This is a genomic window from Mesorhizobium sophorae, assembly GCF_002270415.1.
In the GTDB taxonomy this organism is placed as follows: domain Bacteria; phylum Pseudomonadota; class Alphaproteobacteria; order Rhizobiales; family Rhizobiaceae; genus Mesorhizobium; species Mesorhizobium sophorae.
The window spans coordinates 1,050,629-1,072,405 of the sequence record NZ_NNRI01000022.1 but is presented as its reverse complement, the minus strand read 5'-3'; the positions used below and the strand labels follow the sequence as shown (position 1 = coordinate 1,072,405).

Annotated in this window: 27 protein-coding genes and 1 riboswitch; of the genes, 7 read left to right on the top strand and 20 right to left on the bottom strand. The window is 61.8% G+C overall.

What is annotated here, in order from left to right:
• Positions 1–47 precede the first annotated feature (47 nt).
• The 4 genes from CGZ66_RS36470 to CGZ66_RS36455 all read right to left on the bottom strand — a co-directional run bounded on the left by CGZ66_RS36470 (position 48) and on the right by CGZ66_RS36455 (position 3,281).
• Positions 48–1,022, bottom strand: a complete 975-nt coding sequence (locus tag CGZ66_RS36470) for a PfkB family carbohydrate kinase (protein WP_095091417.1) — start codon at positions 1,020–1,022, stop codon at positions 48–50.
• Entirely contained in the window at positions 1,019–2,059 is a 1,041-nt protein-coding gene (locus tag CGZ66_RS36465; RefSeq protein ID WP_095091416.1) for an ADP-ribosylglycohydrolase family protein, read from the bottom strand. The genes CGZ66_RS36470 and CGZ66_RS36465 overlap by 4 nt, the downstream gene beginning before the upstream one ends.
• Before the next feature lie 3 nt (positions 2,060–2,062).
• On the bottom strand, positions 2,063–2,788 hold the full coding sequence (locus tag CGZ66_RS36460) for a GntR family transcriptional regulator (RefSeq protein WP_095091415.1): 726 nt from the start codon (positions 2,786–2,788) through the stop codon (positions 2,063–2,065).
• A 211-nt stretch (positions 2,789–2,999) separates the two neighbouring features.
• Positions 3,000–3,281, bottom strand: coding sequence for a DUF982 domain-containing protein (locus tag CGZ66_RS36455; protein WP_095091794.1), 282 nt, complete (start codon positions 3,279–3,281; stop codon positions 3,000–3,002).
• Positions 3,282–3,355: 74 nt separating this feature from the next.
• Between CGZ66_RS36455 and CGZ66_RS36450 the strand changes: the two genes are divergently transcribed.
• On the top strand, positions 3,356–3,613 hold the full coding sequence (locus CGZ66_RS36450) for a hypothetical protein (RefSeq protein ID WP_095091414.1): 258 nt from the start codon (positions 3,356–3,358) through the stop codon (positions 3,611–3,613).
• A 278-nt stretch (positions 3,614–3,891) separates the two neighbouring features.
• Here the strand turns inward: CGZ66_RS36450 and CGZ66_RS36445 are convergent, their stop codons facing one another.
• The 7 genes from CGZ66_RS36445 to CGZ66_RS36415 form a co-directional block, all read right to left on the bottom strand.
• Positions 3,892–4,056 (bottom strand): DUF3309 family protein, encoded by a 165-nt coding sequence (locus tag CGZ66_RS36445; protein ID WP_095091793.1) that lies wholly within the window; start codon positions 4,054–4,056, stop codon positions 3,892–3,894.
• 256 nt (positions 4,057–4,312) lie between these two features.
• Complete coding sequence (locus CGZ66_RS36440) at positions 4,313–4,993, bottom strand: methyltransferase family protein (RefSeq protein ID WP_095091413.1); 681 nt, start codon at positions 4,991–4,993, stop codon at positions 4,313–4,315.
• Between the two features lie 458 nt (positions 4,994–5,451).
• Positions 5,452–6,474, bottom strand: a complete 1,023-nt coding sequence (locus CGZ66_RS36435) for an ABC transporter substrate-binding protein (RefSeq protein ID WP_095091412.1) — start codon at positions 6,472–6,474, stop codon at positions 5,452–5,454.
• Complete coding sequence (locus CGZ66_RS36430; protein ID WP_095091411.1) at positions 6,467–7,246, bottom strand: ABC transporter ATP-binding protein; 780 nt, start codon at positions 7,244–7,246, stop codon at positions 6,467–6,469. The genes CGZ66_RS36435 and CGZ66_RS36430 overlap by 8 nt, the downstream gene beginning before the upstream one ends.
• Positions 7,243–7,998: an ABC transporter permease gene (locus tag CGZ66_RS36425; RefSeq protein WP_095091792.1), complete on the bottom strand. Its 756-nt coding sequence runs from the start codon at positions 7,996–7,998 to the stop codon at positions 7,243–7,245. Before CGZ66_RS36425 ends, CGZ66_RS36430 begins: the two co-directional genes overlap by 4 nt.
• A gap of 99 nt (positions 7,999–8,097) precedes the next feature.
• Positions 8,098–8,706: a YkoF family thiamine/hydroxymethylpyrimidine-binding protein gene (locus tag CGZ66_RS36420; RefSeq protein WP_095091410.1), complete on the bottom strand. Its 609-nt coding sequence runs from the start codon at positions 8,704–8,706 to the stop codon at positions 8,098–8,100.
• A riboswitch (TPP riboswitch) is annotated at positions 8,697–8,810 on the bottom strand. It overlaps the preceding gene by 10 nt.
• Positions 8,811–8,914: 104 nt before the next feature.
• Positions 8,915–9,835, bottom strand: coding sequence for a LysR family transcriptional regulator (locus tag CGZ66_RS36415; protein ID WP_095091409.1), 921 nt, complete (start codon positions 9,833–9,835; stop codon positions 8,915–8,917).
• Between the two features lie 145 nt (positions 9,836–9,980).
• Between CGZ66_RS36415 and CGZ66_RS36410 the strand changes: the two genes are divergently transcribed.
• Together CGZ66_RS36410 and CGZ66_RS36405 are read left to right on the top strand one after the other, a co-directional pair.
• Positions 9,981–10,718: an SDR family oxidoreductase gene (locus CGZ66_RS36410; RefSeq protein WP_095091408.1), complete on the top strand. Its 738-nt coding sequence runs from the start codon at positions 9,981–9,983 to the stop codon at positions 10,716–10,718.
• 184 nt (positions 10,719–10,902) lie between these two features.
• On the top strand, positions 10,903–11,997 hold the full coding sequence (locus tag CGZ66_RS36405) for a nucleotidyltransferase family protein (protein WP_095091791.1): 1,095 nt from the start codon (positions 10,903–10,905) through the stop codon (positions 11,995–11,997).
• 80 nt (positions 11,998–12,077) lie between these two features.
• Here CGZ66_RS36405 and msrA read toward each other — a convergent pair whose 3' ends face one another.
• The gene (gene msrA / locus CGZ66_RS36400; protein WP_095091407.1) at positions 12,078–12,596 is read right to left on the bottom strand and encodes a peptide-methionine (S)-S-oxide reductase MsrA; all 519 of its coding nucleotides are present in this window, start codon (positions 12,594–12,596) and stop codon (positions 12,078–12,080) included.
• A 136-nt stretch (positions 12,597–12,732) separates the two neighbouring features.
• Entirely contained in the window at positions 12,733–14,277 is a 1,545-nt protein-coding gene (locus CGZ66_RS36395) for a glycosyltransferase family 39 protein (protein WP_245331374.1), read from the bottom strand.
• A gap of 195 nt (positions 14,278–14,472) precedes the next feature.
• Here CGZ66_RS36395 and CGZ66_RS36390 point away from each other — a divergent pair, with 195 nt between their 5' ends.
• The gene (locus tag CGZ66_RS36390; protein ID WP_095091405.1) at positions 14,473–15,180 is read left to right on the top strand and encodes a hypothetical protein; all 708 of its coding nucleotides are present in this window, start codon (positions 14,473–14,475) and stop codon (positions 15,178–15,180) included.
• A 116-nt stretch (positions 15,181–15,296) separates the two neighbouring features.
• Here the strand turns inward: CGZ66_RS36390 and CGZ66_RS36385 are convergent, their stop codons facing one another.
• From CGZ66_RS36385 to CGZ66_RS36365, 5 genes are read right to left on the bottom strand one after another with little or no spacing between them, the layout of a single operon-like run.
• Positions 15,297–15,620 carry a hypothetical protein gene (locus CGZ66_RS36385; protein ID WP_095091790.1) on the bottom strand — a complete coding sequence of 108 codons (324 nt, stop codon included), beginning with the start codon at positions 15,618–15,620 and terminating at the stop codon, positions 15,297–15,299.
• Positions 15,620–15,805 (bottom strand): hypothetical protein, encoded by a 186-nt coding sequence (locus CGZ66_RS36380; RefSeq protein WP_095091404.1) that lies wholly within the window; start codon positions 15,803–15,805, stop codon positions 15,620–15,622. The genes CGZ66_RS36385 and CGZ66_RS36380 overlap by 1 nt, the downstream gene beginning before the upstream one ends.
• Entirely contained in the window at positions 15,790–16,017 is a 228-nt protein-coding gene (locus CGZ66_RS36375) for a hypothetical protein (RefSeq protein WP_095091403.1), read from the bottom strand. Before CGZ66_RS36375 ends, CGZ66_RS36380 begins: the two co-directional genes overlap by 16 nt.
• A 1-nt stretch (position 16,018) precedes the next feature.
• Positions 16,019–16,243 carry a hypothetical protein gene (locus CGZ66_RS36370; RefSeq protein ID WP_095091402.1) on the bottom strand — a complete coding sequence of 75 codons (225 nt, stop codon included), beginning with the start codon at positions 16,241–16,243 and terminating at the stop codon, positions 16,019–16,021.
• A complete protein-coding gene (locus tag CGZ66_RS36365) occupies positions 16,243–16,950 on the bottom strand; it encodes a glycoside hydrolase family 108 protein (RefSeq protein ID WP_095091401.1) in 708 nt (235 codons plus the stop codon). The genes CGZ66_RS36370 and CGZ66_RS36365 overlap by 1 nt, the downstream gene beginning before the upstream one ends.
• Before the next feature lie 81 nt (positions 16,951–17,031).
• On the opposite strand from CGZ66_RS36365, the gene CGZ66_RS41445 reads away from it, so the two are divergent.
• Both CGZ66_RS41445 and CGZ66_RS41440 read left to right on the top strand, forming a co-directional pair.
• The gene (locus tag CGZ66_RS41445) at positions 17,032–17,682 is read left to right on the top strand and encodes an acyltransferase family protein (protein WP_167392377.1); all 651 of its coding nucleotides are present in this window, start codon (positions 17,032–17,034) and stop codon (positions 17,680–17,682) included.
• Complete coding sequence (locus CGZ66_RS41440; protein ID WP_280952847.1) at positions 17,571–18,104, top strand: acyltransferase family protein; 534 nt, start codon at positions 17,571–17,573, stop codon at positions 18,102–18,104. Before CGZ66_RS41445 ends, CGZ66_RS41440 begins: the two co-directional genes overlap by 112 nt.
• A 135-nt stretch (positions 18,105–18,239) precedes the next feature.
• On the opposite strand, the gene CGZ66_RS36350 is transcribed toward CGZ66_RS41440, so the two are convergent.
• Positions 18,240–18,506 carry an acyltransferase family protein gene (locus CGZ66_RS36350; RefSeq protein WP_167392376.1) on the bottom strand — a complete coding sequence of 89 codons (267 nt, stop codon included), beginning with the start codon at positions 18,504–18,506 and terminating at the stop codon, positions 18,240–18,242.
• A gap of 35 nt (positions 18,507–18,541) precedes the next feature.
• Here CGZ66_RS36350 and CGZ66_RS36345 point away from each other — a divergent pair, with 35 nt between their 5' ends.
• Positions 18,542–20,617, top strand: a complete 2,076-nt coding sequence (locus CGZ66_RS36345) for an acyltransferase family protein (RefSeq protein WP_167392375.1) — start codon at positions 18,542–18,544, stop codon at positions 20,615–20,617.
• A gap of 2 nt (positions 20,618–20,619) precedes the next feature.
• Here CGZ66_RS36345 and CGZ66_RS36340 read toward each other — a convergent pair whose 3' ends face one another.
• On the bottom strand, positions 20,620–21,756 hold the full coding sequence (locus CGZ66_RS36340; protein ID WP_095091396.1) for an acyltransferase family protein: 1,137 nt from the start codon (positions 21,754–21,756) through the stop codon (positions 20,620–20,622).
• Positions 21,757–21,777 lie beyond the last annotated feature (21 nt).

Genomic DNA, 21,777 nt, shown 5'->3' with positions numbered 1-21,777 from the left:
CCTCTCTGTGTTTGCCCGCTTCCCGGGCTTGTCAGGCTTTCTGGCAGTTATGCATTGGCCTTCTGTGTCCGGCCCTGTGCGCCCGACGGGTCGGCGGCATGGCTCAGGAATGTCTGGATCTCGTGATCGGTCGGCGCCGAAGAACCGCCATGGCGGGTCACCGAAACCGCCGCCGCTGCATTGGCATAGCGCGCTGACTCGAAAGGCGGGATGCCGCGCGACAGCGCGCTGACGAAGGCGCCGATATGTGTGTCGCCGGCGCCGTTGGTGTCGATGGCGGAAACTTTGAAGCCGGCAACGGTCTGCACCGAGCCGTCGGCCCGCCGTACGTGACAGCCCTTGGCCCCGGCGCGGATGACCACGCCGGCTGCTTTCGGGCAATGGACTTCCAGCAACCGCGCGGCAACCGTTTCAACGTCGCCCGGACCGGCAATCTCGGCCGCTTCCGTCGCGTTGCAGCTTAGCCATGTGGTGCGGGCCAGCACCCGTGACAGGATGAGGCGCGGAATGTCCGATATCACCGGCGTCGGATCGAAGACGAAGGGAGTGTCCGCCGGCAGTGTTTCGATCCAGTCGGTGAGCACGTCACGGCTTGCGGGGTAGCTCAGCGTGTAGCCGGAGGTGAACACCCAGTCACCCGGTGTGACCGAGACGGGCGCCATCATGTCGAGGCTGAGCACGCTCTCAGCACCTGGCCACGACACGAAGGTGCGTTCGGCGTCGCTCGAGATCATGGCGACGCAATTGCCGCTATCCATCAAGGGCGATGGCGGCGTCAGCGTCTCGATGCCCTCGTTGGCGAGAGCGGCGCGAAGGAAGTCGCCGTTCGGTCCACTGCCGAGTTGGCCGCCGAACACCACCTTCATGCCGGTACGGCTGGCCGCGACCATCATGTTGAAGCCGCCGCCGGCGACCTGGGCAAAGCTCGATGCGGTCTTCTCCGCGCCGGGCGCCGGCAAGGCATCGATGCGGTAGACATAGTCGACGACGGCACTGCCGATATGAACGAGACGCCCGCTCATGCCGCCGCGTCCTTGCCGGAACCTTTTTTCGCAACCCTCGCCGCCATGAGATCGGATGCAAGGGCGCGAACCTCCGACATGTCGATGCCGACAAGCCTGGCGATATGCTGCTGCGGCAATCGGGAAAAGCCGGTGCAGGCTCCCGCCATGCCGGCAGCGATGGCGCCGATCGTGTCGGTGTCACCGCCGAGGTTGGCGCTGATGACGGCCGCTTGCCAGGGATCGCCGCCGGCGACTTCCAGCACCGCGAAGGCCGCCGGAACCGATTCCTGGCTGGCGACGCCGGTGCCGACCAGATCGGTGATCAGCCGGATCGCATCCTTCATCACCTTGCCACGCACTATATCCTGCGCCCAGACGATACGCACGGCGATGTCGCCGCCGGTCACCCAATGGCCGAGCGTGGCCCCGCGCCTCGCCGCCGCAACCGCGCTGTCGGACGCGGCGCGCCAGCCACCGCCGGCGACGCCACGGCTGACGGCGGCGGCGACGGCGGCGGCCGAAGCGATGGCGATCGAAGTGTTGTGCGTCGCCCGGCAGGTCTCCGCCACCTTGGCGACCAGCGCGTCGAGCGGCTCAATCGGCATCATGATGCCGACTGGCGCAATACGCATCGCCGCACCATTGGTATCGCCGCCGCGCCCGGCGTCCTCCGCCGGCACGCCGTTGTTGATGGCATCGATGGCACGTTTGGTCGACGGACCCAGCAGATCGTAGCTGCCGCGAGCCTTGACCTCGCGCTCCCAGTCGAGCAGTGCGTTGACCCAGCGCGCGTGGTCGAAACGGTCACCGGACTCCACAAGGATGCGGCCAAGCAGCAGCGCCTGTTCGGTGTCGTCTGTAATGGTGCCGGCCAGCAGCCCTTTCGACACCGGGTGGTCGGCCACCGGGGCGACGAAATCATCGACATGTCCATAAAGCTCGGCGATCCGCGCCGGCGACAGGAGTTGCGTCGGCATGCCCAGCGCATCGCCAATCGCCCCGCCGACAAGTGCGCCCATAGCGCGGTCGATCGCCTTGCTGGCTGCATCCGACATCGCTCAGAACCTCATATGCAGCGCGAAATGCGCCGGGTTGAGCAGGCTGGTGACATATTCGATCGGCCGCTCGTCGGCGGCGCGGGTCAACCGCCGGCCGCGCAGGAACGGCGAGCCTTGCGGGCAACCGAGGATGGCGGCATCCCCGGCATTGAGCATCTCGATTTCAACCCATTCCTCACCATGGTCAGGAATGAGCCCGGCGCCGCGCAGCGTCTGGTGCAGCGAACCCTCGCGCAGGCCGCGCAGCGGCACGTCCTCCAGTTCCGGCGACAGCGGCAGCCGGCTGCGTTCGATGGAAATGGCATGGCCGTCGCTGGCGTTGGTGCGAACCCGGTCGACGGCGATGAAAAACGGGCTCTCAATGCCAAGCCAGGCAGCCAGGTCGGCGTCCTCGATCACTTCCAGTCGCAGCGTTCGCGTCTCGGCATTGGCGCCGGCATTGGCCAGCGCCCGCGACCAGCCGACCGCGTCGTCGACCGGCATGCCGTCAAAGGTGACGAACGAGCCGATGCCGACCTTGGTGGTGATCAGCCCGCGGCTGGACAGTTCCTCGAGGCCCTTACGAACCGTGTTGCGGCTGACGGAGAAGCGCTGGACCAGCTCGTTCTCGCTTTGCAGGCGGTCGCCGAAGCCGAGCACGCCGGAGCGGATTTCATGCTCCAGAACAGTGGCGATCTGCTCGGGCTTGCCCGTGCCGGGAGACAGTTGAACCGCGCGCCGCTTCATATGCGTACCTGTCTAGTGAACCTGTATAGTCCTGTTCAATATATCGACGTGGGTACCGTGTCAACGGGATGCCGAAGGCAAGCCAAACGGCCAGCGAATTGTGCGGAGGTGCCTGCAAAGCGTCGGCAGGCCGGGCGGCATGAACCCGAAAAGTTGATCGTGATCGCCGAAAACACCGCAATCAATCAAGAGGATAGAGCCAAGTCTTGATTCAATTTTGGCCGGACGGCATCGACACTTCACGGGGTTCAACGAGGATATCCGCTTCGATTGCGGCGCTGATGAACGCCGCTCGTGCCGCCGAGGCTTCCTTCCTTCCCTCAAGCACGGCCAGGCAGACCTTACGGGCTGCCATGTGCCTTTGCCCTGTCGCAACCGGCCAGCGGTTCATCAGAATGTCGGCGGCCTGAGCGACACGCTCCACGTTGAAGATCGAGTTTCGCGACCGGCCGAGCGCAATCCTCACCGGCTCATCGAAACGCTGGTCCTGCACCACGCCACCTCCCGAAATCGAACGTGCCGACCTAGTTCCTTGTAGTGTGATAGATTTCCTTAGGAAGGTGCAAGATGTCCGATTCCCAAGGCCAGAAAAGTCCCAAACTGATTGTCGTGGTCGCGTTCGACCGCGGCGATGACGGCGAGTTGTTTCCGGCCTTCGGCCCTGCCGACCAGCAGAGCGAGGACCGTGCCATACGCACGGCCAGGGCGCTGGCGGCAAAACATGTCGGCGTCATCGCCTGGAGCCGAGAGGCCGACCCGACACTTGGCGAGTACGGTCCGCCGAACACCCTGTTCGTCAGCGGCGACGTGCCTGACATGGAATGATCGATTGGCCTCGGCCTCTGGCCCGAACTCAATGTCGGCGGCAAACCGGTTTCCTAGACCGCCAAGCAAAAGCCCGCCACGGGCGAACCGGAGCGGGCCTTGGAGGAGGACAAGGGGTGGGACCCTTTCCTCTTGTTTCCACGGGGGGTGTGGACCGCGATCACCTTACAAAGTTTTCCAAACAAACCGGATCACAAGCCGGCTTGCGAAGTTCACATTCCGGTGCGCGCCGGAATCGACGCGGTCACGGGATTGCGATCGGTTCGGCCAGCAAGCGGCTAAATCCGTCCGAGCACGACAAGTACGATGATGATGAGCAGCACGAGCCCGAGACCGCCGCCGCCATAGTAACCGGTACCATAGAATGGACCGCCGCCGAGGCCACTGAAGCCTCCGAGCAGCGCTATGACAAGAAGAATGATAAGTATGGTTCCAAGGCTCATGGTTTCCCGCTCCTGTAGACGCTGACGCGCCGGTTTAAACATCGTCGAACGCAATGTTTCGTTGACGTGAACGTTCGAGCAGCCTTACCGTTCCGCGAGATTGTAATGCAGCGCATGCATGAAGAAGATTCGCCGGCAAAATGAAAAAGGGCCCGCCACCTTGCGGCAGCAGGCCCTTGGCCTTTTCCAGCTTTAACGGCGCGAGGTCAGCAGGCGCAACTCGCGGTGTAGCTGCCTCTGTCCACAGGCCTTGTTGTCAGACGATCCCGTAGTACAGCCTGTAGCGGACGCGCTTCATATAGTCCCGATATTCCGGCGTGGCGGCAAGCAGCGCCTCTTCGCGCAGGATGCGATGCACCTGGAAGAACGTGATGACGGCGTAGACGGCGAGATTGTAGAAGGAAAAGGCCGACAGCAGGAACAGGACATGGCCAACCAGATAGCCGGCATAGATCGGGTGTCGTACCAGGCGATAGGCACCCCCGGTCATCACGCCGCGATTGCCCGGCAGAATGGCGAACGAACGCCCCAGCGATGCCTTTCCCCAGATCACGAAACTCAACGCCAGGGCTTGCAGCGGCGCGGCGACATAGACCGGGATGATGGCAACGCCCGGCTCGAAGGTGATGAATCCGACACCGAAGCTGGCAATCACGGAGACGATCACCGTGAGCGGGTTCCAGTCGCGAACCTGCGGCCGCCGCGACAAAAGCAGCCAGGTAAAGGTTAGGATCTCGGACGTCGCCACCAGTGCCACATTGATACGGGTCGGGTCGAGCATGAGGTGGTGTATGCCGCGATAGACAAACAGCCCCGCGAAAGCCAGCGCGCAGAGCCGAAAGAAGCCTTCCCGCAGGTCGACCAGGATTTCCCGCTTTCGGGCTGCGGACAAAATCCCTTCGTCGTTGACGTGCGAAAGGGTTTCAATTTTTGACATGAGCAAGGCCAAGCACCCGGTTATCCCTCGGGGCGACCTTTGCACGCAACCATTGCCGTACGGTTAATCAAGAAGATCAGATCGGCAGTAAAGCGCTTATGTGTCTCCGGACGCCAGCGAACGCCTTCAACGATCGTGCGAAACACGAGCAGGATGTCTCCGGCCCCAGGCAAAGATACGCGTCTCTGCTGTCTTCGGCTCCACAGCAAAGCCGCCGAGGCGCTGCGTGCACAATTGGCCGTGCTCAACCATGTCATGTCGCGGGAAACCGGAGCCACCTGTCGCGTGGCGAAACTCTACGCAGCCGCTTTGTCGCTGCAGGGTGAACCCGGGCGGCATAACCACTCTGCTCTATGAGATCGCGAGGAATTAGCTGGAATCTGCCAATGCGTGCGCGTTTGACGGGAAGCTGCCACGCCACGCGAGTCCTTCGAAGTTTCGAGAATCAGATAGGCTCCCTACCCCAGAGTTGAGTTGCTGAAGTACTCCGCGAATTCAGGGCGTTGCGTCAGAACTTTGCCATCGGCATCGCGCAGAATGCCCGCAGCGAAGAGGTAGTCGCCAATCGCGTGCATCTTGGTCGGATCCATCGTGCCGATTGCGCCATTGTCCCCGCGCAAATAGTGGCCATCGATCAGTGCCTTCAGCGAGGCTTCGATCAGCGCCGGATTTGTCAATGTGTCCTTATTGGCGGCGATCAGAAGTGCGGCAGCCGCATCGGGATGGTCGACGGCGAATTGGTAGCCGCGCCGCGTCGCTTGGACGAAGGCGGCCGCAGGTTTGGGGTTTGCCTGGAGATAGGCCTCGCTCGAGGAGATCAGCGTCGTGTGCTCATCAGGCACGCCATAGTCGGCGTAGACGAAGCTGCGCTGCTTGACGCCTTTCAACCCGGCTTCGACACCTTCCCAGGTCGAGACCTCCAGCGTGAAATCGACCGAACCGTTGGCCAGCGCTTCATAGGCTGAAGTGCCGAGTGTCACCGTCTCGAAATTGCCCTTACCGCCATCGTGGCGGATGATGGTGCCGATCAGGGCGTTTTCCCAGGCGCTGCCGAAGCCGCCATAGGTCAGGCCGTCAAGGTTCCTCGGGCTTTTGATCTCGCTGCGTGCCGCGTCGAACACCAGCCGGCCGGTTTCGGATTGCACGACGGCATAGACGCCCTTCAGGTCGGCTCCGGCGGTTTTCTGGGTGAACAGGCTGATGGTGCCGTTGATGCCGAAATCGGCGACGCGGTTGGCGACCAGGGTGCCGGCACCGGTATCGCTGTAGGGCAGGATGTCGACCTCGAGCCCGGCTTCGGAATAGAACCCTTTGTCGCGGGCGACGAACAGCCCGATGTGGTTGGTGTTGACCGTCCAGTCGAGGGCGACGGTGACCTTTTGCGCAGCCGATTGTGCTTGGGCACGGCCAGCTCCGGCCACCAGCGGAAGACCGGAGACAAGGGTGAGCAACAAGGCCTGCCGGCGCGTCAAGTCAGTCATGGTCGTGTCCTTTGGATGAGTGCGGGTTGGGCTCGGGGTTGAGCAGGATGTCGAGTATCTCGGCCTCGATTGCGCTTGTCTGCAACGCGTCAGCGCCGCCAAGGCTGCGCGGGCGCGGCAGCGGCACCTTGATTTCGCGGACGATGCAGGCCGGACGCGCCGACAGCACATAGATGCGGTCGGACAGGAAGACGGCTTCGCGCACATCGTGGGTGATCAACAGTGCCGTCCAGCGATGGCGCCGCCACATCTGCTCGAGCCAGCGCTGCATGGCGGTGCGGGTCAGTGCATCGAGCGCGCCGAACGGTTCATCGAGCAAAAGCATGTCGCGCTCCTGCACCACGGTGCGCAACAGCGCCGCGCGCTGGCGCATGCCGCCCGAAAGCTGCGCCGGAAAATGCCGTTCGAAGCCGGCAAGCCCGAACTCGGCAAACAGCGGCGCAACGCGCGCCCGCGCCGCCTTGCGCCTGATGCCTTGCACTTCGAGCCCAAGCGTCGTGTTGTCGAGGATGCGTCGCCACGGCATCAGCGCGTCACGCTGCGGCATAAAGGCGAAATGCCTGCCGTGGTCGTCGAGCGGCGTGCCGTCGAAGAACATCTCGCCCTCGCCGTGCTGCGCGCCGGTCAGAAGCTGGAACAGCGTCGACTTGCCAGCGCCCGACGGCCCGAGCATGGAGACGAATTCACCGGCGCCGACGCTGAGCGAAATGTCGGCGAGCACGTCGAGCCGGCCAAATGCTTTGCGCACATGCCGCAGTTCGAGCCGGCTCATCGCCACGGCCCCGTCCCGGCGGGGTGCTGGCCGGCGGCCCGTTCCCAGGGCATGGCAAGGCGCTGCAGGAGCACCGTCAGCCCAAACAGAGTGAGCGTGAGCGCGGCGCTGACACCGACGGCGGCCAGCACCAGATCGGGGCGGAAATTGTTCTTGGCGTTGAGCATGTAGATGCCCAGCCCCTTCGCGGCACCGGCATATTCGGCGAAGATGGCGCCGACCACGGCATAGGTGATGGAGATCCTCAGGCCGGCGAAGAAATAGGGCAGCGCCGAGGGCAGTCGCGCCAACAAGAAGACGCGCCAGCGCCCTGCCCCCATGGCGCGCAGCATCTGCCCGATCTCGGCCTCCGTCGCCTCGTAGCCCTGCACCAGCGCCACCAGCATCGGAAAGAAGGTGACCAGCGCCACCAGCATGATCTTGGGCATCAACCCGAAGCCGAACCACAGCACCACCAGCGGCGCGATCGCCACCAGCGGCAAGGTCTGGCTGACGATGAAGACGGGAAACAGCGCACGCCGCAGCGGCCGGAAGAAGTCGACCAGCATCGACAGCGCAAAGGCCGCGCTGAGCGAAAAGGCAAAGCCGATCAGCGTGGCCCGGATGGTCGGAATGGCATTGTCGACCAGCGCTTCGCGATTGAGCATCGCCTGCTCGAACACACGCGAAGGCGCCGGCAGTGTCGTCGACTTGATGCCGGAATAAGTGGCATAGAGCTCCCAAGCCAGCAGCAGCAACCCGACCGAAATCATGGCCGGTGCTGCCTTGACAAGAAGGCTCGCGATCGGGCTCGAAGCGGCTGATGATGAGACCACGGGCATAACCTTTGACGGGGTCGCGAATGCGGCCGCTCAGCTGGCCGACGGGCTGTTCGCCGAGACCGTGACGTCGAGGGTTACGTGGCCGGCGCCTGGCCCGAAGCGGCAGAAGGCTTCGTCCAGCGCCGAAAAGATCGCGCCGGCATCCCCGCGCAATTTCGTGCAGAAATGCTTCGAGCGCTCATAGACGCCGGACTGCTTGAGAAAATCGATGCAGCCGTAGATCTCTTCCATGTGGTCGTCGGTGCCCATCACATAGAGCGAGAACTGCGCTGCCGCCGGCTGGCCGGTCAAAGCCGCGCCACGCACCGCGGCGATTGCCGCATCCTTGCGCGGGCCGAGGGGGCCGACAGGCCCACCAAGCGCATCGGAACGGCAGATCGGATCATCCGGCTCGCCAGGGCAGCCGCGCGAGATGGTGGCTGACAACACGCAATGTTTGCCGCTGCGTGCCGCCGCCACGAACAGGTCTCGCATCGCCGGAAACAGCACTTCGGGCGGCCCGACCAGCAAGGTCGAGATGTCGTCGGTCTCGATCCTGAGCCGATCGCGGTAGGGGTCGAGCCCATCCAGCGCGCCAAGGATGACGCCGACGAAATCGTCGGCCATGGGATATAGGGAAATCTGTGCGCCTGAAAACATCGCCCGCCTCGCTCCGCTGGTATTACCCAGATCAGCTTCTAGGGTCTGTGGGCTTGCCGCCCCCGTCTCAGCCCCGACCGTACGGAGCACCCCTGTGGATGCGCGGGTTAAAGCACCATTCGAGTTGAAGCGAAAGCCGTTTTTTTGGTGTGCTCCTCCAAAAGCATTGCGCCAGGCCTGCGAAACCGGACCGTCGAGCGACAAACTTTCAACCAACAGGCGTTGTCTGGCGCCCGGTATGCGCATGGCGCAGGAAATCGACGAAGGCCCGTACGGTTGGTGCTGTATGACGCTGCTTCTGATAGCAGAGGAACCAACCGGGAAAGGCCGCGCACCAATCATCCAGCAGCGACACCAGCTTGCCGGCATCGATCAACGGGCGCACGAGGTCTTCAGCCCAAAAGGCGATGCCGACGCCCTGCACGGCGGCGGCAATCGCCATGTCGCGGCTGGAGACGACAAGCGGACCATTGACCACGACCGAGAACCATTCGCCGCCTCTGGCGAATTCCCATGCGTAGGGCCCGGCACTGCCCGGCCGGCGCCAGTTGATACAGCGGTGCTGGAGCAGATCGGCCGGTGCCGACGGCGATCCGTAACGGGCGAGATAGTCCGGCGAGGCCACGGCGAGTTGGCGCTGCGTGCCGCCAAGCGCCACCGCGACCATGTCAGCTTCGAGAAATTCGCCGAGCCTGGCGCTGACATCATAGCCGGCCTCGACAATATCGACGGCGGCATCGTCGATCGTCACATCGAGCACGATGTCCGGCCATGCCTCATGAAAACGGCCAAGCAACGGCTCCAGATAGGTGGCGGCGGCAACGCTGGGCATATGGACGCGCAAGACGCCGGCCGGTGTGTCGCGCAAGGCCGTCGCATCGCCGACCGCCGCCTCCATCTCGGCCATAGCCGGCGCGAAGCGCGCATGCAGGCTCGCGCCGGCTTCGGTCAAGGAGAGGCTGCGGGTCGTGCGGTTGAGCAGGCGCAGGCCAAGCCGCGTTTCGAGCTGACGGATCGTCTGGCTGAGCGTCGACGCTGAAATCCGCAGATCTTCAGCGGCACGGGCGAAGCTGCCATGCGCCACGACAGCGGCAAAGGCTTTCAGCTCGGCATAGTCGCTACCGCGCATTATGCCAGATTCTCCAATGAGTATGATGGCATCCTATCGCATTTTCGGTATGGGGTCTGCTGCCTAGCTTGAGGACATGCCTCGAACGGCTGCAATCATCGGCATCGAGCACACCTGAATTTCCCTCTGAGCAGGAGCAACGAACATGCAGAAACTCAACGGAAAAATCGCCTTGGTGACCGGCGCCTCCTCGGGCATTGGCGCGGCAACCGCGCTGGCGCTGGCGGAGCAAGGTGCTGTCGTCGCCATCGCGGCGCGACGTCGGCAGCGCCTCGACGACCTGGCCGCACGCATCCGCGACAACGGCGGCGAGGCCTTGGCCATCGAGACCGACATCACCGACGAGGCGCAGGCCACAGCCATGGTCCGACGCGTGCTGGAAAGCCATGGCCGGCTGGACCTGCTGTTCAATGTTGCCGGTGTCGGCGTCGCCGCCCCCTTCCAGAACACCACCACCCGCGAATACCGGGAGATGGTCGACCTCAACATTCTGGGTCTGCTCTACACGATCAACGCGGCGCTGCCGTCAATGAAACGGCAGGGATCAGGCCACATCGTCATCGTTTCGTCGGGCACCGGCCGCTACATCCACCCGTCGGTGGTCTATTCCGGCACCAAGCATGCGGCCAGCGCTATCGCCGAATCACTGCGCCGCGAAATCGGCAAGGACGGCATCCGCGTCACTGTGATCGAGCCGGGCGCGGTCAGGACTGAGTTCACCGCCAATATGCGCGACGATGTTCGGCTGGCTGTCGAGCAAAGGTTGGGCGACATGGAGCAACTGGAGAGCAAGGACATCGCCGCCGCCATGCTCTACGCGGTCTCGCAGCCACCAAGGGTCAATGTCAATATCCTGACCCTCTATCCGACACAGCAGGCTTGATAACCCGCCGCAGCCCGTTCCCCGCCGCAATGGATTGCTCCGTGGCGTATGAGCGTGGCGCCAGTCCGACAGTTATAAGATTTTCGCAATTTTCTTATAACTCGCTTGAAATGCGGAGCAAAAGCGCGCAGCTATAAGGGAACCGCAAATTTCTTATAACCTAGAGACATTGGTCGAACGCACGATGAAATCGATCGACATCGCTTATCGCACCTTGTTCGCTGAACTCGTGCAACGAAGCCTGGACGCGTCGTTCCAAACCGACTTCTCGACCGCGGGCAATTTCGTGCGAGTCCCCGTAAAAGGCCGCGACTACTGGTATTTTGAGGAGACTCGGCCGAAGACAACAAGACGATATGTCGGCCCGGCCGACGATCCCGAGATCGCAAAACGCGTCGCCGCCTTCAGGGAAATCAAAAGCGACCTGAAGAGCCGTCGCAAGCTTGTATCGACGCTTGTCCGCGAGGCTGGGTTGATGGAGCCGGAGAAATTTACCGGTGATATCGTTGAAGCCCTTGGCAAGGCCGGGTTTTTCCGCCTGCGAGGCGTACTGGTCGGCACCGTCGCGTTCCAAACCTACGCCGGATATCTGGGCGTAAGGCTGCCGGGGGTGGCGCTGCAAACAGGCGATGCCGACTTTGCTCAATTTCACTCGGTTTCCGTCGAAGTGAACGACAGTCTGCCGCCGATCATGGACGTGCTGCGCGATATCGATCCTTCGTTTCGCGAAATTCCACACCGAACGGATGCCGGTCGCACCACACAGTTCGAAAACGCTTCCCGGTATAAGGTCGAATTCCTGACCCCAAACCGGGGCAGCGACGACTACGCCGACCACGCGAGCGCGATGCCGTCTCTGGGCGGCGCATCGGCGCAGCCTTTGCGATTCCTGGATTTTCTGATCCGCGAACCCGTACGAACCGTCTTGCTGCATCGATCCGGAGTCCCGGTGCTGGTCCCCTCACCCGAGCGATATGCTGTCCACAAACTGATTGTTGCCTCCCTGCGCCAAAAGAATGCAAACGGTGCCGCAAAGCGGGAAAAGGACATTCTTCAGGCAAGCTTGCTTGTCGAGGCGATGAAAACTGCCCGCAGGCAAGACGACCTCGCCGCGGTGTTTGCCGAAGCATGGAACCGTGGCACCAGCTGGCGTGATGCAATCCAGCGGGGTCTTCGTATGCTCGATCCCGATCGGCAAGACATGGTCGAAACAATCGTTCGAAGGGCACTTTCGGACATTGGTGAAAAGCTGGACGGCTTCACCAACGCGGCAAGCTGACTGAAAAGGCGTTTGGAATGCAACATGCCGCTCGACGAAGTCGTCGAGCGGCATGTCCGGCAGAACCGGCGCTGTAAACCCTACGAAACCGCCTTCTCGCGAACCGGCAGCTTCCAGCCCGGCCTGACGAAGTGGCAGGTGTAGCCGTTGGGGTATTTTGCCAGATAGTCCTGATGTTCAGGCTCGGCTTCCCAGAAGGGGCCAACCGGTGCGACCTCGGTGACGACCTTGCCCGGCCACAGGCCAGATGCGTCGACATCGGCGATGGTGTCTTCGGCGATGAGCTTCTGTTCATCGCTCGTGTAATAGATCGCCGAGCGATAGCTCATTCCGACATCGTTGCCCTGCCGGTTACGGGTCGTCGGATCGTGGATCTGGAAAAAGCGCTCCAGCAGCGTGCGATAGCTGATGATGGCCGGATCGAAATTGATCTCGATGGCCTCGGCATGGGTGCCATGGTTGCGGTAGGTGGCATTGGGCACATCGCCACCGCTATAGCCGACACGGGTGGAGATGACGCCGGGATAGCGCCGTATCAAATCCTGCATGCCCCAGAAACAGCCGCCCGCAAGCACTGCGCGTTCGGTCGAAGTCGCCATATCACGTCTCCTCAAAAAGCAATTCCAGGAAAAATGCGTAGCGGTTTTCCGTCTGGAATTGCGCAAAAAAGCAAGTTGGATCTCCCCATAAATGGGCATTGTCTCTCGCTTCGTCCAGCGGACCGGCCGACCTGCTTCAGTTGCCGGGTTGGGCGAGGCTGTCGATCACACTCGGCAGCTGCGGCGCGCCGGGCGGAACGGCGGCAAAGCTGATCGCCATCGGCGCCGCCTTGAGCGACCAGTCGAAGAGAACGGTTTTGACCGGCAGTTTGCCTAGCCACGCCTGCAGATAGGGTGGCACGTCGCGCCCGGGCCAGACCAGGAGTATGCCGTGATCGCGCAGCCGCTGCTTGGTGATCCAGGGGGCGTACTGCATGTTCAGCTCGGTGAAGATCGACGGCTTGTCATAAGCATTGAGGCCCGCCAGCGGCGCAACAATGTTATGGCCGCCGACGATGTCGAGCCGACCGGGCGTCGCCGCGTGCCAAACGGCTTCTGCCTCATCCGAGATCTTCTGAGCCGGCCAGCAGACGGCGTCCATGCGCCCGCGCAGATTGCATTTCGTCCAGCGGATGCCCGCATAGGCACCAGATATGCCGATGATGCAGATGAGCGCGCAGATTACCAGCTTTCGCATCTCGACGGCGCCGAGACGGTGGCCCAGGAAGGCGAGCGCCACGACGCCCGCAAGATTGTACATCGGCGCGCCCCAGGCCTCGCCTGTGCCGGTGAACAGGGACGCCACCATGATTAGGATCGCCGGGCCAAGTCCCATCCACAAGAGATAGACGAGCGTACCGCGCCCGACCGGCTCTTGCGGCGGGGGCGAGCGCCGCAGCAGCCCTGATATCGCCAGCACCAGAAAAAAGCCGCAGAGTCCGGCCGTCTGGACGCCGATATAATAAAAGCGGGAGCGATGCGCCATCACCCACTGATCGCGCCAGGCGGCGTAGGTCAGCGGCAGGAAATCGACGCGGTAGAGCTCGATGGCCAGCGGCGCCGCGACAGCGACGAAAACCGCAAGCCCAAGCCATGGCCAAGGCGTGGCGAGCCGGCTGCGTGCCCGCGTATCCGACAGCAGCCAGATCGCGCCAAACAGCAACAGCAGGCCGGTCGAGAACTTGGCGTAGAGCCCGACGCCCGAAACCAGTCCGAGCGCCAGCCACCAGATCGGCCCACCGCCGCGCCCCGCACGCCACAACAGCCAGCAGATAGCGGCCCAGAAGGGCATCTGCGCGTAGTCATGATTGAACTGCGGGGTCGGCCAGCCGAAGAAATAGAGCGACGGCATCAACAGCACGGCGGCCAGCGCACGCCTCTGCCCGAGCATGTCGCGGGCCAGCAGATAGACCAGGACGAACGTCGCCGAGATCGTCAGCTGGGCCACGAGATACTGCGGCCAGCGGAACGATCCGGTCAGGAGATGGCTGGTCTCGAGCAGCCATGCGGGAAGTTGCGGATGCTTGTAGGTCAACAGCACCCATTCGCGTCCCCACATGAAGCCTTCGACGACATCGTTGGGCGGTGAGACGTTGATAAGCGCCGGTGCCACCGTCCAGCACAGGATCTGCATCAGGCACAAAAGCGCCAGCAGATGCCAGGGATGACGAATCAGACTGGACAAAACCGATGGGGAATCGACGCCGGCGGCGGGCAATCCCGCCGGCACCAAGTGATCCATGGATCTATCTATCCCCGCCATGCGGCGCTTAAATCACATAGTCCGGTTTGACGAACAGCCCCAAAAATCGAAGCTTACGAAAAAGTATAGCCGTGTGCCATTGCAGCACCAAGATCGGGCAGGAGCATCGGCGCTCCTCTCTCCAGGCAGGACAGCGTTGCACGTCTGACCCTGTCTGAAAAAATCCGGGTCCCGATGCGCCACCACCATGCCGTCATCCACTACCGCGCGCTCGACTTTTGGATGGCGCGTGCGGCCGTCCTCGTCATCATCTGCCTGCAGCTTCTGGTCATCAACAACCTCTCCTACGGGCCGCGCTGGCTGGCGCCGGCGCTGGAAGCCGCCCTGCTGCTGCCCTTGTCGGTGGCCACGGCCTGGACACAGGTCGCCACAAGAAAGGCGGTCGAGGATCACGAATGGCATGCGATCGGCCAGTTTCGCATCATGATCCGCAGAACGGCCCTGACCATGACCGCCATCATCAGCGTCATGAATTGCGGCTCGCTGGCCTTGCTGGTGCGAGCCTTGCTGGAGGGGCACGCCGGCAACAGCGGCACGACGCTGTTGATAGACGCACTCAACATCTGGGTGACCAACGTCATCGTCTTTGCCCTGTGGTTCTGGAGCACCGACCGGGGCGGGCCGCCGACCTGCGGCCTCGTCAAGCTCGCGCAGGCTGATTTCCTGTTTGCGCAGATGACGCTGAACGACCGTGATCTCCGCGATTGGCTGCCCGGCTTCGTCGACTATTTCTTCCTCGCCTTCACCAATGCGACAGCTTTTTCGCCCACCGATACCTTGCCGCTTTCCCAACGCGCCAAGCTGCTGATGATGGCCGAGGCCATGATCTCGCTGCTGACTATCGCGCTGGTCGCGGCACGCGCCGTCAACATCCTGGCGTGATCGGGCCGGAGCGCAAAAAGGCCCGCCACCTTGCGGCAGCGGCAGGCTCTGGAGTGCTAGGGATCAACCAAGCATAGGGTCAACGAGCGGCGGAGGGGTTGGTTGCCGTTTGCGGTTCACTCCTGCACCCCCGGCTTGAACCTGCGAACGACAAACTCGAACAGGATGTCCGAGATCCACATGGCGCAGACGCCGATCAGGAAAGCCGCGGCAAGCGTGGTGGTGTCGTCGGCGGGGTCGGGCATCGGCAGGCCGGCGATCCTGACATAGGACACCACCGGCAGCGTCAAATAGGCCGCGGCAAGCGCGCCGCAGATCGGCGAAGCCACCATTTCGCGCAGCTTGTAGCGATGCCGCGACAGCGCCCGCAGGACACCGCCGGCAAGACCGGCGGCGACGACCGGTCCCTTGATGCCGAGCAGGTCGAAAAGATCGTGCATCACGGCCTCCATCCACAAAGCGCCTGGCCCTTTTCATTGTGCGCCAGGATCGCCGCCACCGACGCGCCGGAAAGGGTCGCCACCTCTGCCTTTGCCGGCCGTATGGGATGCTCGACCGCGCAGAACGACCCGCCAGCACTTGCGCAGCCGGCCAGCAGGAGCGAGAGCACTATGATCTTGACCATTTCGCTAGCCTCCCCCTGTTGTCGGCCGGCGTCCGGCCGGCAACGGCGTCGTCGATCTTCTGGGCTCGGCGGCGCGCGGCGGCGTCGGCGGCATCTTGCCTGGCCTTCTGGCTGGCCTTGCCCTTGGCGTAGGCCGTCCAGAGACCGGCGAGCGCGGCACCCATTGCAAGCAGATACGGCCACAACTGGCCAAGCATGGCGAGCGCTCCCATCTCATTTCTCCTCGACCGGCGGCGACGGCGCGACCATGCCGAGCGGACCGTCTCGCACCGCGTTGATGATGATCTTGGCAACGGCGATAGCGCCGCTGATCTGAAGCGCGGTGCGATCAGTGACGCCGAACATCGTCCAGTCGAAGCCGACCAGGGCGCCACCGCAGATGATCGCGATCAGCGTGTTGAGCAGATTGTGCAGCGCGTTGGTGTTGAGGAATTTCATCAAAAGAGGCTCCCGAAAAGATCGGTGACGTGCTGCCGGAAGGCCGCTAGCGCTCCGGCGATGAGGACAAGGATGCCGGCGGCGGCAGCAGTCTTGACGGCCGGCGGCACGGGCTGGGCCGCCGGCGCCCCGCCAAAGGCCTTTTCGGCGCCGGGCGACGGCGCGGCCGGCACAGGCGCCGGCGCGGTCACAGGTGTCGCCGACATCAGCAAGGCCTGAGCCCGCACCGACGTGACGCGATCGGACCAGCCGCGCCCGAATGTTGCCCATGTCGGCAGCCGTTTGAGAAACGCCAGCCGCGCATCGCATAGCGCGTCGATGGTGACGCCGGCCGGCCTTGCCCTGGCCGCGGCAAGGGTGGCCGGCCCGATCCGGCCATCCTGGGCGACGCCCAAGGCCGCCTGCAGGGCTTTCGCCGCCCTGCCCGGCCCGCTGTTCACGGCGAAATCGAACACGGCATGGTCGACCCCGTCGGGCAATTCGGCGCCGAGCACCGCATCCCAGTAGTAGCGGCGAAAGACGGCGGCGACCTGCTGGTCGCTGATCTTGCGCAGGTCAGCCTTGCTGGCATTCGCCTTCACATAACGGCGGAAGTTGGCGAGCGTGACACCCTTCATGGTGGCGCCGCCGGGGTCGGCCGGATTGTCCGACCACCCACCTTCCGATTTCAAGACGAGCGCAAGCGCCCGCGCAAAGTTGCGGTCCATGGCAGTTCCTTTCCGCCCTCTCCGGGCAGGTTGCTGAGTTTTGGAATTTGGCTATAGTTGGCGCAGGACGAGGGATCTAACTTGCTGAACAACAATGCGCGAATATTCGCGCTCGATGGGCTGCGCGGCATCGCCGCGCTGTCAGTCTTCCTTCAGCATTTCGCGACCGATACACCCTGGCATCCCCTCACCTTTGCCTGGTGCGGCCTCATCGGCGTTGAACTTTTTTTCGTGCTGTCCGGGTTTCTGATGGGCAGGAAGTATTCGACTGCCCCGATTTCAGGCTCGGCGGTGATCGACTTCTGGGTCAAGCGCGCGGCGCGCGTCCTTCCACTGTTTTTGATCTGCGTGACGGCAGCCTATGCCTGGCTTTTGCTGACAGGTCGGGGCCAGCCTTTTTACGGGTTGAAATGGGATGGATGGTGGCACCATTACGCATTCTGGGCCGGCCAATCCGTGTTCTGGACGATCCCGAGAGAGATCCAGTTCTATCTGGTTTTTCCGCTGATCTGGTGGATTTGCCAGCGTCTGGGCAATGCTGCCAACTTCTTGCTGCTCGCGGCGGCGGCCATTCTCCAGGGAGCCGCTATCGGCACGCCCTTCTCATGCAGGCCGCCCCTCTGTTTCTCGCCGGCGTCGTCGCCGGGCGTATCGAACTTGAGCCGGACAAGTCGTACAACGTCCCGTTCGTTGCACTGCTGGTCCTCTACGTCTTGTCCTGGCCTGGAATGATCGATGTCCTGGAATTGCCAAGATCCCTTTTCGGCGGCACGCTGTACCTTGTCTATCTGCCTTCTCTCGTCCTGGTTTCGACAGCCTCCCCGCTTGCCCAGCGCCTGTTGGGGCGGGGCGTGCTGAAGTGGTATGGCGACATCTCTTATTCCCTCTATCTGCTCCATCTGCCCATCCATGTCGCGATCAAGATGTGGACGCCAATTTCGCTTTTGCCCAAACCCATCTGGTTCGGGCTGACATTGATCGTTGTGACGATCGCCAGCTACTGTTCATTCCGCTACGTCGAGACGCCGCTGCGCAGACGCATATCGCGCCTGGCGCCCAAGCCACCGGCGCCTCAGCAACCGGTTGCCAATGGAGGTGTTAGATCCGGCCAGCCAGCACCGGAGGAAGCCTCGGGGGCGCCGGCGCTCACATAGCGGCGGACGTTGGCGAACATCACACTGGATGGAACAGCTCGGGTTGGGGAAATACCACTCTGAACCCGAAACGCTCGGCGAGTGGTCCCAGTCACTCGGCCGGCTGGATTGTCGAAACCCTGACGCGCATTCCGATCAAGGCATTGCAGACCCTGTCCAGAAGCCACCGCTCGACACGGCAAACCGGCCCCTATCCATGGACTGGCTGCCGGCCCTTTCTCCAACGGTGTAGATGATGAAGCCCGAAATAACGAAGAAGATGTCAACACCGCCAGGCCCGAAATTGTAGATGTAAGGCGTTGTCCGGTGCCCCCGCATCGGCACGAAGGGGTGAAGCACATGACTGACCAAGACCATCAATGACGCGACGGCGCGCAGGAACTGGACGTTCCGATAGTGCACAGCCCCGAAGTCTCCAAAGCCATCCTCTACGGCGGTTGCCGGGCAATTCCGGCATCGCACCACCGCCCGATGCGATGACAGGTCACATTGCGTTGGGGATTGGGGATTATCAGCACCCGGAAGGCGCAATGGATTGCCTGGAATATGGCCTTCGCGTAGAGACGATTTCTATGGATCAAATGGTAGAAGCCAAGTCGACCACGGATATTGGCAGCAGGTCGGATCATCGTTCAGATATCGACGTCTTGCGGGCGATTGCGGTTGCTGCGGTCGTGCTGTTTCATCTCGGCTGGACGACGGTTAGCGGCGGGTTTGTTGGCGTTGATGTTTTCTTCGTAATCAGCGGATATCTGATATCACGCATCATCTGGACTGAGAGCGCGCAAGGTCGGTTCTCACTCAAGAATTTCTACGCTCGGCGCGCTCGCCGGCTGTTGCCAGCCCTGTTTGCAACGATCGTCGTCACCTTCGTCGTCGCCGCTTTTCTGTTCATACCGGAGCAATTCCAGGACCTGTCGAGGTCAGCGATATTCTCTCTGCTTGGACTGGCCAACGTCGATTTCTGGATGCAGTCAGGCTACTTCGATTCCGGCGCAATTCTGAAGCCGCTGCTTCACATTTGGACGCTCGCCGTTGAATTGCAGTTCTACGCGTTCTGGCCCTTCCTCATCGCCATGGCCGTTCGAAAAAGCTATTGGGTGGCCTTCTCTTTGATCGCTGCAGCCTTCGCTGCATCCCTGGCGGGTTGCCTGTGGATGATGGGGTACGATCCGACGGCAGCCTTTTTCCTCGTCCCATTCCGGGTCTGGGAGTTCGCTGCAGGCGGGCTGGTGTTTCTTACCGAGAGACGGTTGTCGAAAGTGTATGCTGACCTGCTCTATGTCGTGGGGCTGGCCGCGATCCTGTTTGCCATCTTCGGCTATTCAGGACGGACGGCTTATCCTGGCGTTGCCGCTCTCGCGCCCGTCCTGGGCGCGGCATTGATGCTGCTCGGCGGTCAGGGCCGGCTGGCAAGACAGGCTCAGTTCAGACCGGCTATCTACCTCGGCAAGATCAGCTATTCGGTCTATCTGGTTCACTGGCCGCTGGTTGTCTTCATGGTGTATAGATTTGGCGCCTTGGAAGTGTGGCAGATCCTCGCCTCGCTTGTCTCAACCTTGGCCCTTGGCGCAGCCAGTTACCATTTCATCGAAGTGCGCTATCGCAAGCCGTGCCCGTTGAAGTTGGGGAAGACGTTGATTTTCGCCTGCCTCACTGCCGGCCTCATGGCAGCCGCCACACAGAGCTGGGCGACAGATGGGTGGGTCTGGCGGATGCCCGCTGCATTCCGTAATGCTTATGTTTTGGACCTGAGAAAAGAACACACATACACCTTTTCGAACTCCACTCCGTTGCTGACACCGCACGATTTCAAAACCACCAAAAGGCATCTTCTGATCATTGGAGACTCTCAGGGAGCGGATATCATTAACCTGCTCGTTGAGACTGGCGCGGCAAAACAATTCGAAATTATCTATCGCCAACTCGATTGGCGGTGTGGCGTACCGACCCTCCCTGTCGACCTGTCTGACAGGTATTGGAAATCAATAAACCCGTTTGCTGCAGCAGTTATGAAACCCTGCAACGAAGCGTACTCACTCATCCGGTCCACACCGGCGTCGCTAGAGCATGCCGATCTGGTGATGATCGCGCTGTATTGGCAAGATTTCGCATTTCCATACGTCCAGACTTCGGTTGACGAAATGCGATCCCAAACAAGCGCTCCAATCTACGTTGTCGGCAGCAAAAATTTCACAGGCAGCAGCCTTCAGTTGCTTAATAAGCACGGCACCTTTGCAGGCATCGATGAGTACGCATTCCGAGAAATCAGCCCCGTGGCCAGAAAGATCGACACTTTCCTCAAGACGCTATCGCACGTAAGTTATATCGATCCGTTGGTTGCCGTATGCCCGCATAACCAGTGCGAAATATTTACCGACAAATCCGCGCCGGTTTTTTGGGATAGCATGCATTGGACGAAAGCCGGCGTGCAACTTATAGCGGCCAAGAACGGCGTAGCCATCTTCCCGTTTCTCGACACAAAGCAGGCGGCCGGCAAGAACTCACCCTAGGGTTAGGCGGCGACAGGCACTGCCGGCCTCTCGACTTTGACCCCATCAATCTCGACACGCTTTTTGCCGGCGCGTCGCGAGGCAAAGCGTTTGCCCCATTCATTGGTCCAGTTCTCCCATGCGTGGAAAGTCAGCGTTGCGACCGGGACGATACACAGTAACGATATTGCGAGCGCAAGCGCATAGGCCTGAAGTTCGCTGAGCCCTGAGTGCCGAAGCCGTCCGAACAACGGAAAAAGAGCAGCAATAATCGGACCATGCACTAGGTAGACCGAATAGCTGATATCGCCTAGCCATCTCGTTGCCGCGTTGACCAGCGGCTTGATGGGGAACAGGTAGAGCCCAACCAGCAGGCAAAAAAACATCGGCCCTTGCCAATAGATAGCCGGGCCAAATGGCACCCTACCCGTGACAATCACATAGAACTGAAGCGGCACGGACGCCAGCAGGACGGCGCCGATCGCCCGTCTATGGGTCCATTCGCCGGCAATCTGAACCACATGAAACGCGATGATTCCGAACATGAACATCGGCGCCAGGTCAAATATCGATTGACGAATATAGATGCCCGGGTCTGCCACTAGATCCCCGATGACCGAGCGAAAGACCGTGGCCACGACGAGCGCAATGACAAGCGCTCGGATCGCCAAGGTTACACTTTTGGTCTTCGCGTAAATGAAGGGGAACACCAGGTAGAACGCCATCTCAACACCAATCGTCCAACCCGCAAAGATGATGGAGGTCTGGTAGCCACGGCCTGGGATGAAGTTGAAAATAAACGTCAGGTTCGCCAGGATCGTTTTGAGATTGTAGGGAAGGCCGGCCGGGTTCCACCAATACGAAAAGATTACGACGGCATAGAACAGCGGAGCTATCCGAAAAAACCTCCGCAGCATGAAGCCGAGATATGGCCTCTGTTCGTTGTCGTGCTTCGGCATTGTGAGACAGAGGGAAAAGGCGCTCACAAGGAAGAACAGATTGACGCCCATGACGCCGCTTCGGACTAATGTTTCCGGCCACCATGAAAGCACAAAGCGCGGATTGGGCATCAGCGCGACGTGAGCCATCACGACCCACAGGGCGGCTATACCACGCAGCGCGCTGAGGTAGGGGAAGCGGTCCGACTTGCCCGGCGTCATTGTTTTTCCCAGATCGACCCC

Excerpts from the sequence above, each read along its gene's own strand:
- CGZ66_RS36435 (WP_095091412.1), bottom strand. The coding sequence starts at position 6,474 with ATGACTGACTTGACGCGCCGGCAGGCCTTGTTGCTCACCCTTGTCTCC.
- CGZ66_RS36440 (WP_095091413.1), bottom strand. The coding sequence starts at position 4,993 with ATGTCAAAAATTGAAACCCTTTCGCACGTCAACGACGAAGGGATTTTG.
- CGZ66_RS36410 (WP_095091408.1), top strand. The coding sequence starts at position 9,981 with ATGCAGAAACTCAACGGAAAAATCGCCTTGGTGACCGGCGCCTCCTCG.
- CGZ66_RS36430 (WP_095091411.1), bottom strand. The coding sequence starts at position 7,246 with ATGAGCCGGCTCGAACTGCGGCATGTGCGCAAAGCATTTGGCCGGCTC.
- CGZ66_RS36390 (WP_095091405.1), top strand. The coding sequence starts at position 14,473 with ATGCGCCACCACCATGCCGTCATCCACTACCGCGCGCTCGACTTTTGG.
- CGZ66_RS36385 (WP_095091790.1), bottom strand. The coding sequence starts at position 15,620 with ATGCACGATCTTTTCGACCTGCTCGGCATCAAGGGACCGGTCGTCGCC.
- CGZ66_RS36380 (WP_095091404.1), bottom strand. The coding sequence starts at position 15,805 with ATGGTCAAGATCATAGTGCTCTCGCTCCTGCTGGCCGGCTGCGCAAGT.
- msrA (WP_095091407.1), bottom strand. The coding sequence starts at position 12,596 with ATGGCGACTTCGACCGAACGCGCAGTGCTTGCGGGCGGCTGTTTCTGG.
- CGZ66_RS36375 (WP_095091403.1), bottom strand. The coding sequence starts at position 16,017 with ATGGGAGCGCTCGCCATGCTTGGCCAGTTGTGGCCGTATCTGCTTGCA.
- CGZ66_RS36395 (WP_245331374.1), bottom strand. The coding sequence starts at position 14,277 with ATGGATCACTTGGTGCCGGCGGGATTGCCCGCCGCCGGCGTCGATTCC.
- CGZ66_RS36365 (WP_095091401.1), bottom strand. The coding sequence starts at position 16,950 with ATGGACCGCAACTTTGCGCGGGCGCTTGCGCTCGTCTTGAAATCGGAA.
- CGZ66_RS36420 (WP_095091410.1), bottom strand. The coding sequence starts at position 8,706 with ATGTTTTCAGGCGCACAGATTTCCCTATATCCCATGGCCGACGATTTC.
- CGZ66_RS36425 (WP_095091792.1), bottom strand. The coding sequence starts at position 7,998 with ATGATTTCGGTCGGGTTGCTGCTGCTGGCTTGGGAGCTCTATGCCACT.
- CGZ66_RS36415 (WP_095091409.1), bottom strand. The coding sequence starts at position 9,835 with ATGCGCGGTAGCGACTATGCCGAGCTGAAAGCCTTTGCCGCTGTCGTG.
- CGZ66_RS36405 (WP_095091791.1), top strand. The coding sequence starts at position 10,903 with ATGAAATCGATCGACATCGCTTATCGCACCTTGTTCGCTGAACTCGTG.
- CGZ66_RS36450 (WP_095091414.1), top strand. The coding sequence starts at position 3,356 with ATGTCCGATTCCCAAGGCCAGAAAAGTCCCAAACTGATTGTCGTGGTC.
- CGZ66_RS36445 (WP_095091793.1), bottom strand. The coding sequence starts at position 4,056 with ATGAGCCTTGGAACCATACTTATCATTCTTCTTGTCATAGCGCTGCTC.
- CGZ66_RS36460 (WP_095091415.1), bottom strand. The coding sequence starts at position 2,788 with ATGAAGCGGCGCGCGGTTCAACTGTCTCCCGGCACGGGCAAGCCCGAG.
- CGZ66_RS36370 (WP_095091402.1), bottom strand. The coding sequence starts at position 16,243 with ATGAAATTCCTCAACACCAACGCGCTGCACAATCTGCTCAACACGCTG.
- CGZ66_RS36340 (WP_095091396.1), bottom strand. The coding sequence starts at position 21,756 with ATGACGCCGGGCAAGTCGGACCGCTTCCCCTACCTCAGCGCGCTGCGT.
- CGZ66_RS36470 (WP_095091417.1), bottom strand. The coding sequence starts at position 1,022 with ATGAGCGGGCGTCTCGTTCATATCGGCAGTGCCGTCGTCGACTATGTC.
- CGZ66_RS36465 (WP_095091416.1), bottom strand. The coding sequence starts at position 2,059 with ATGTCGGATGCAGCCAGCAAGGCGATCGACCGCGCTATGGGCGCACTT.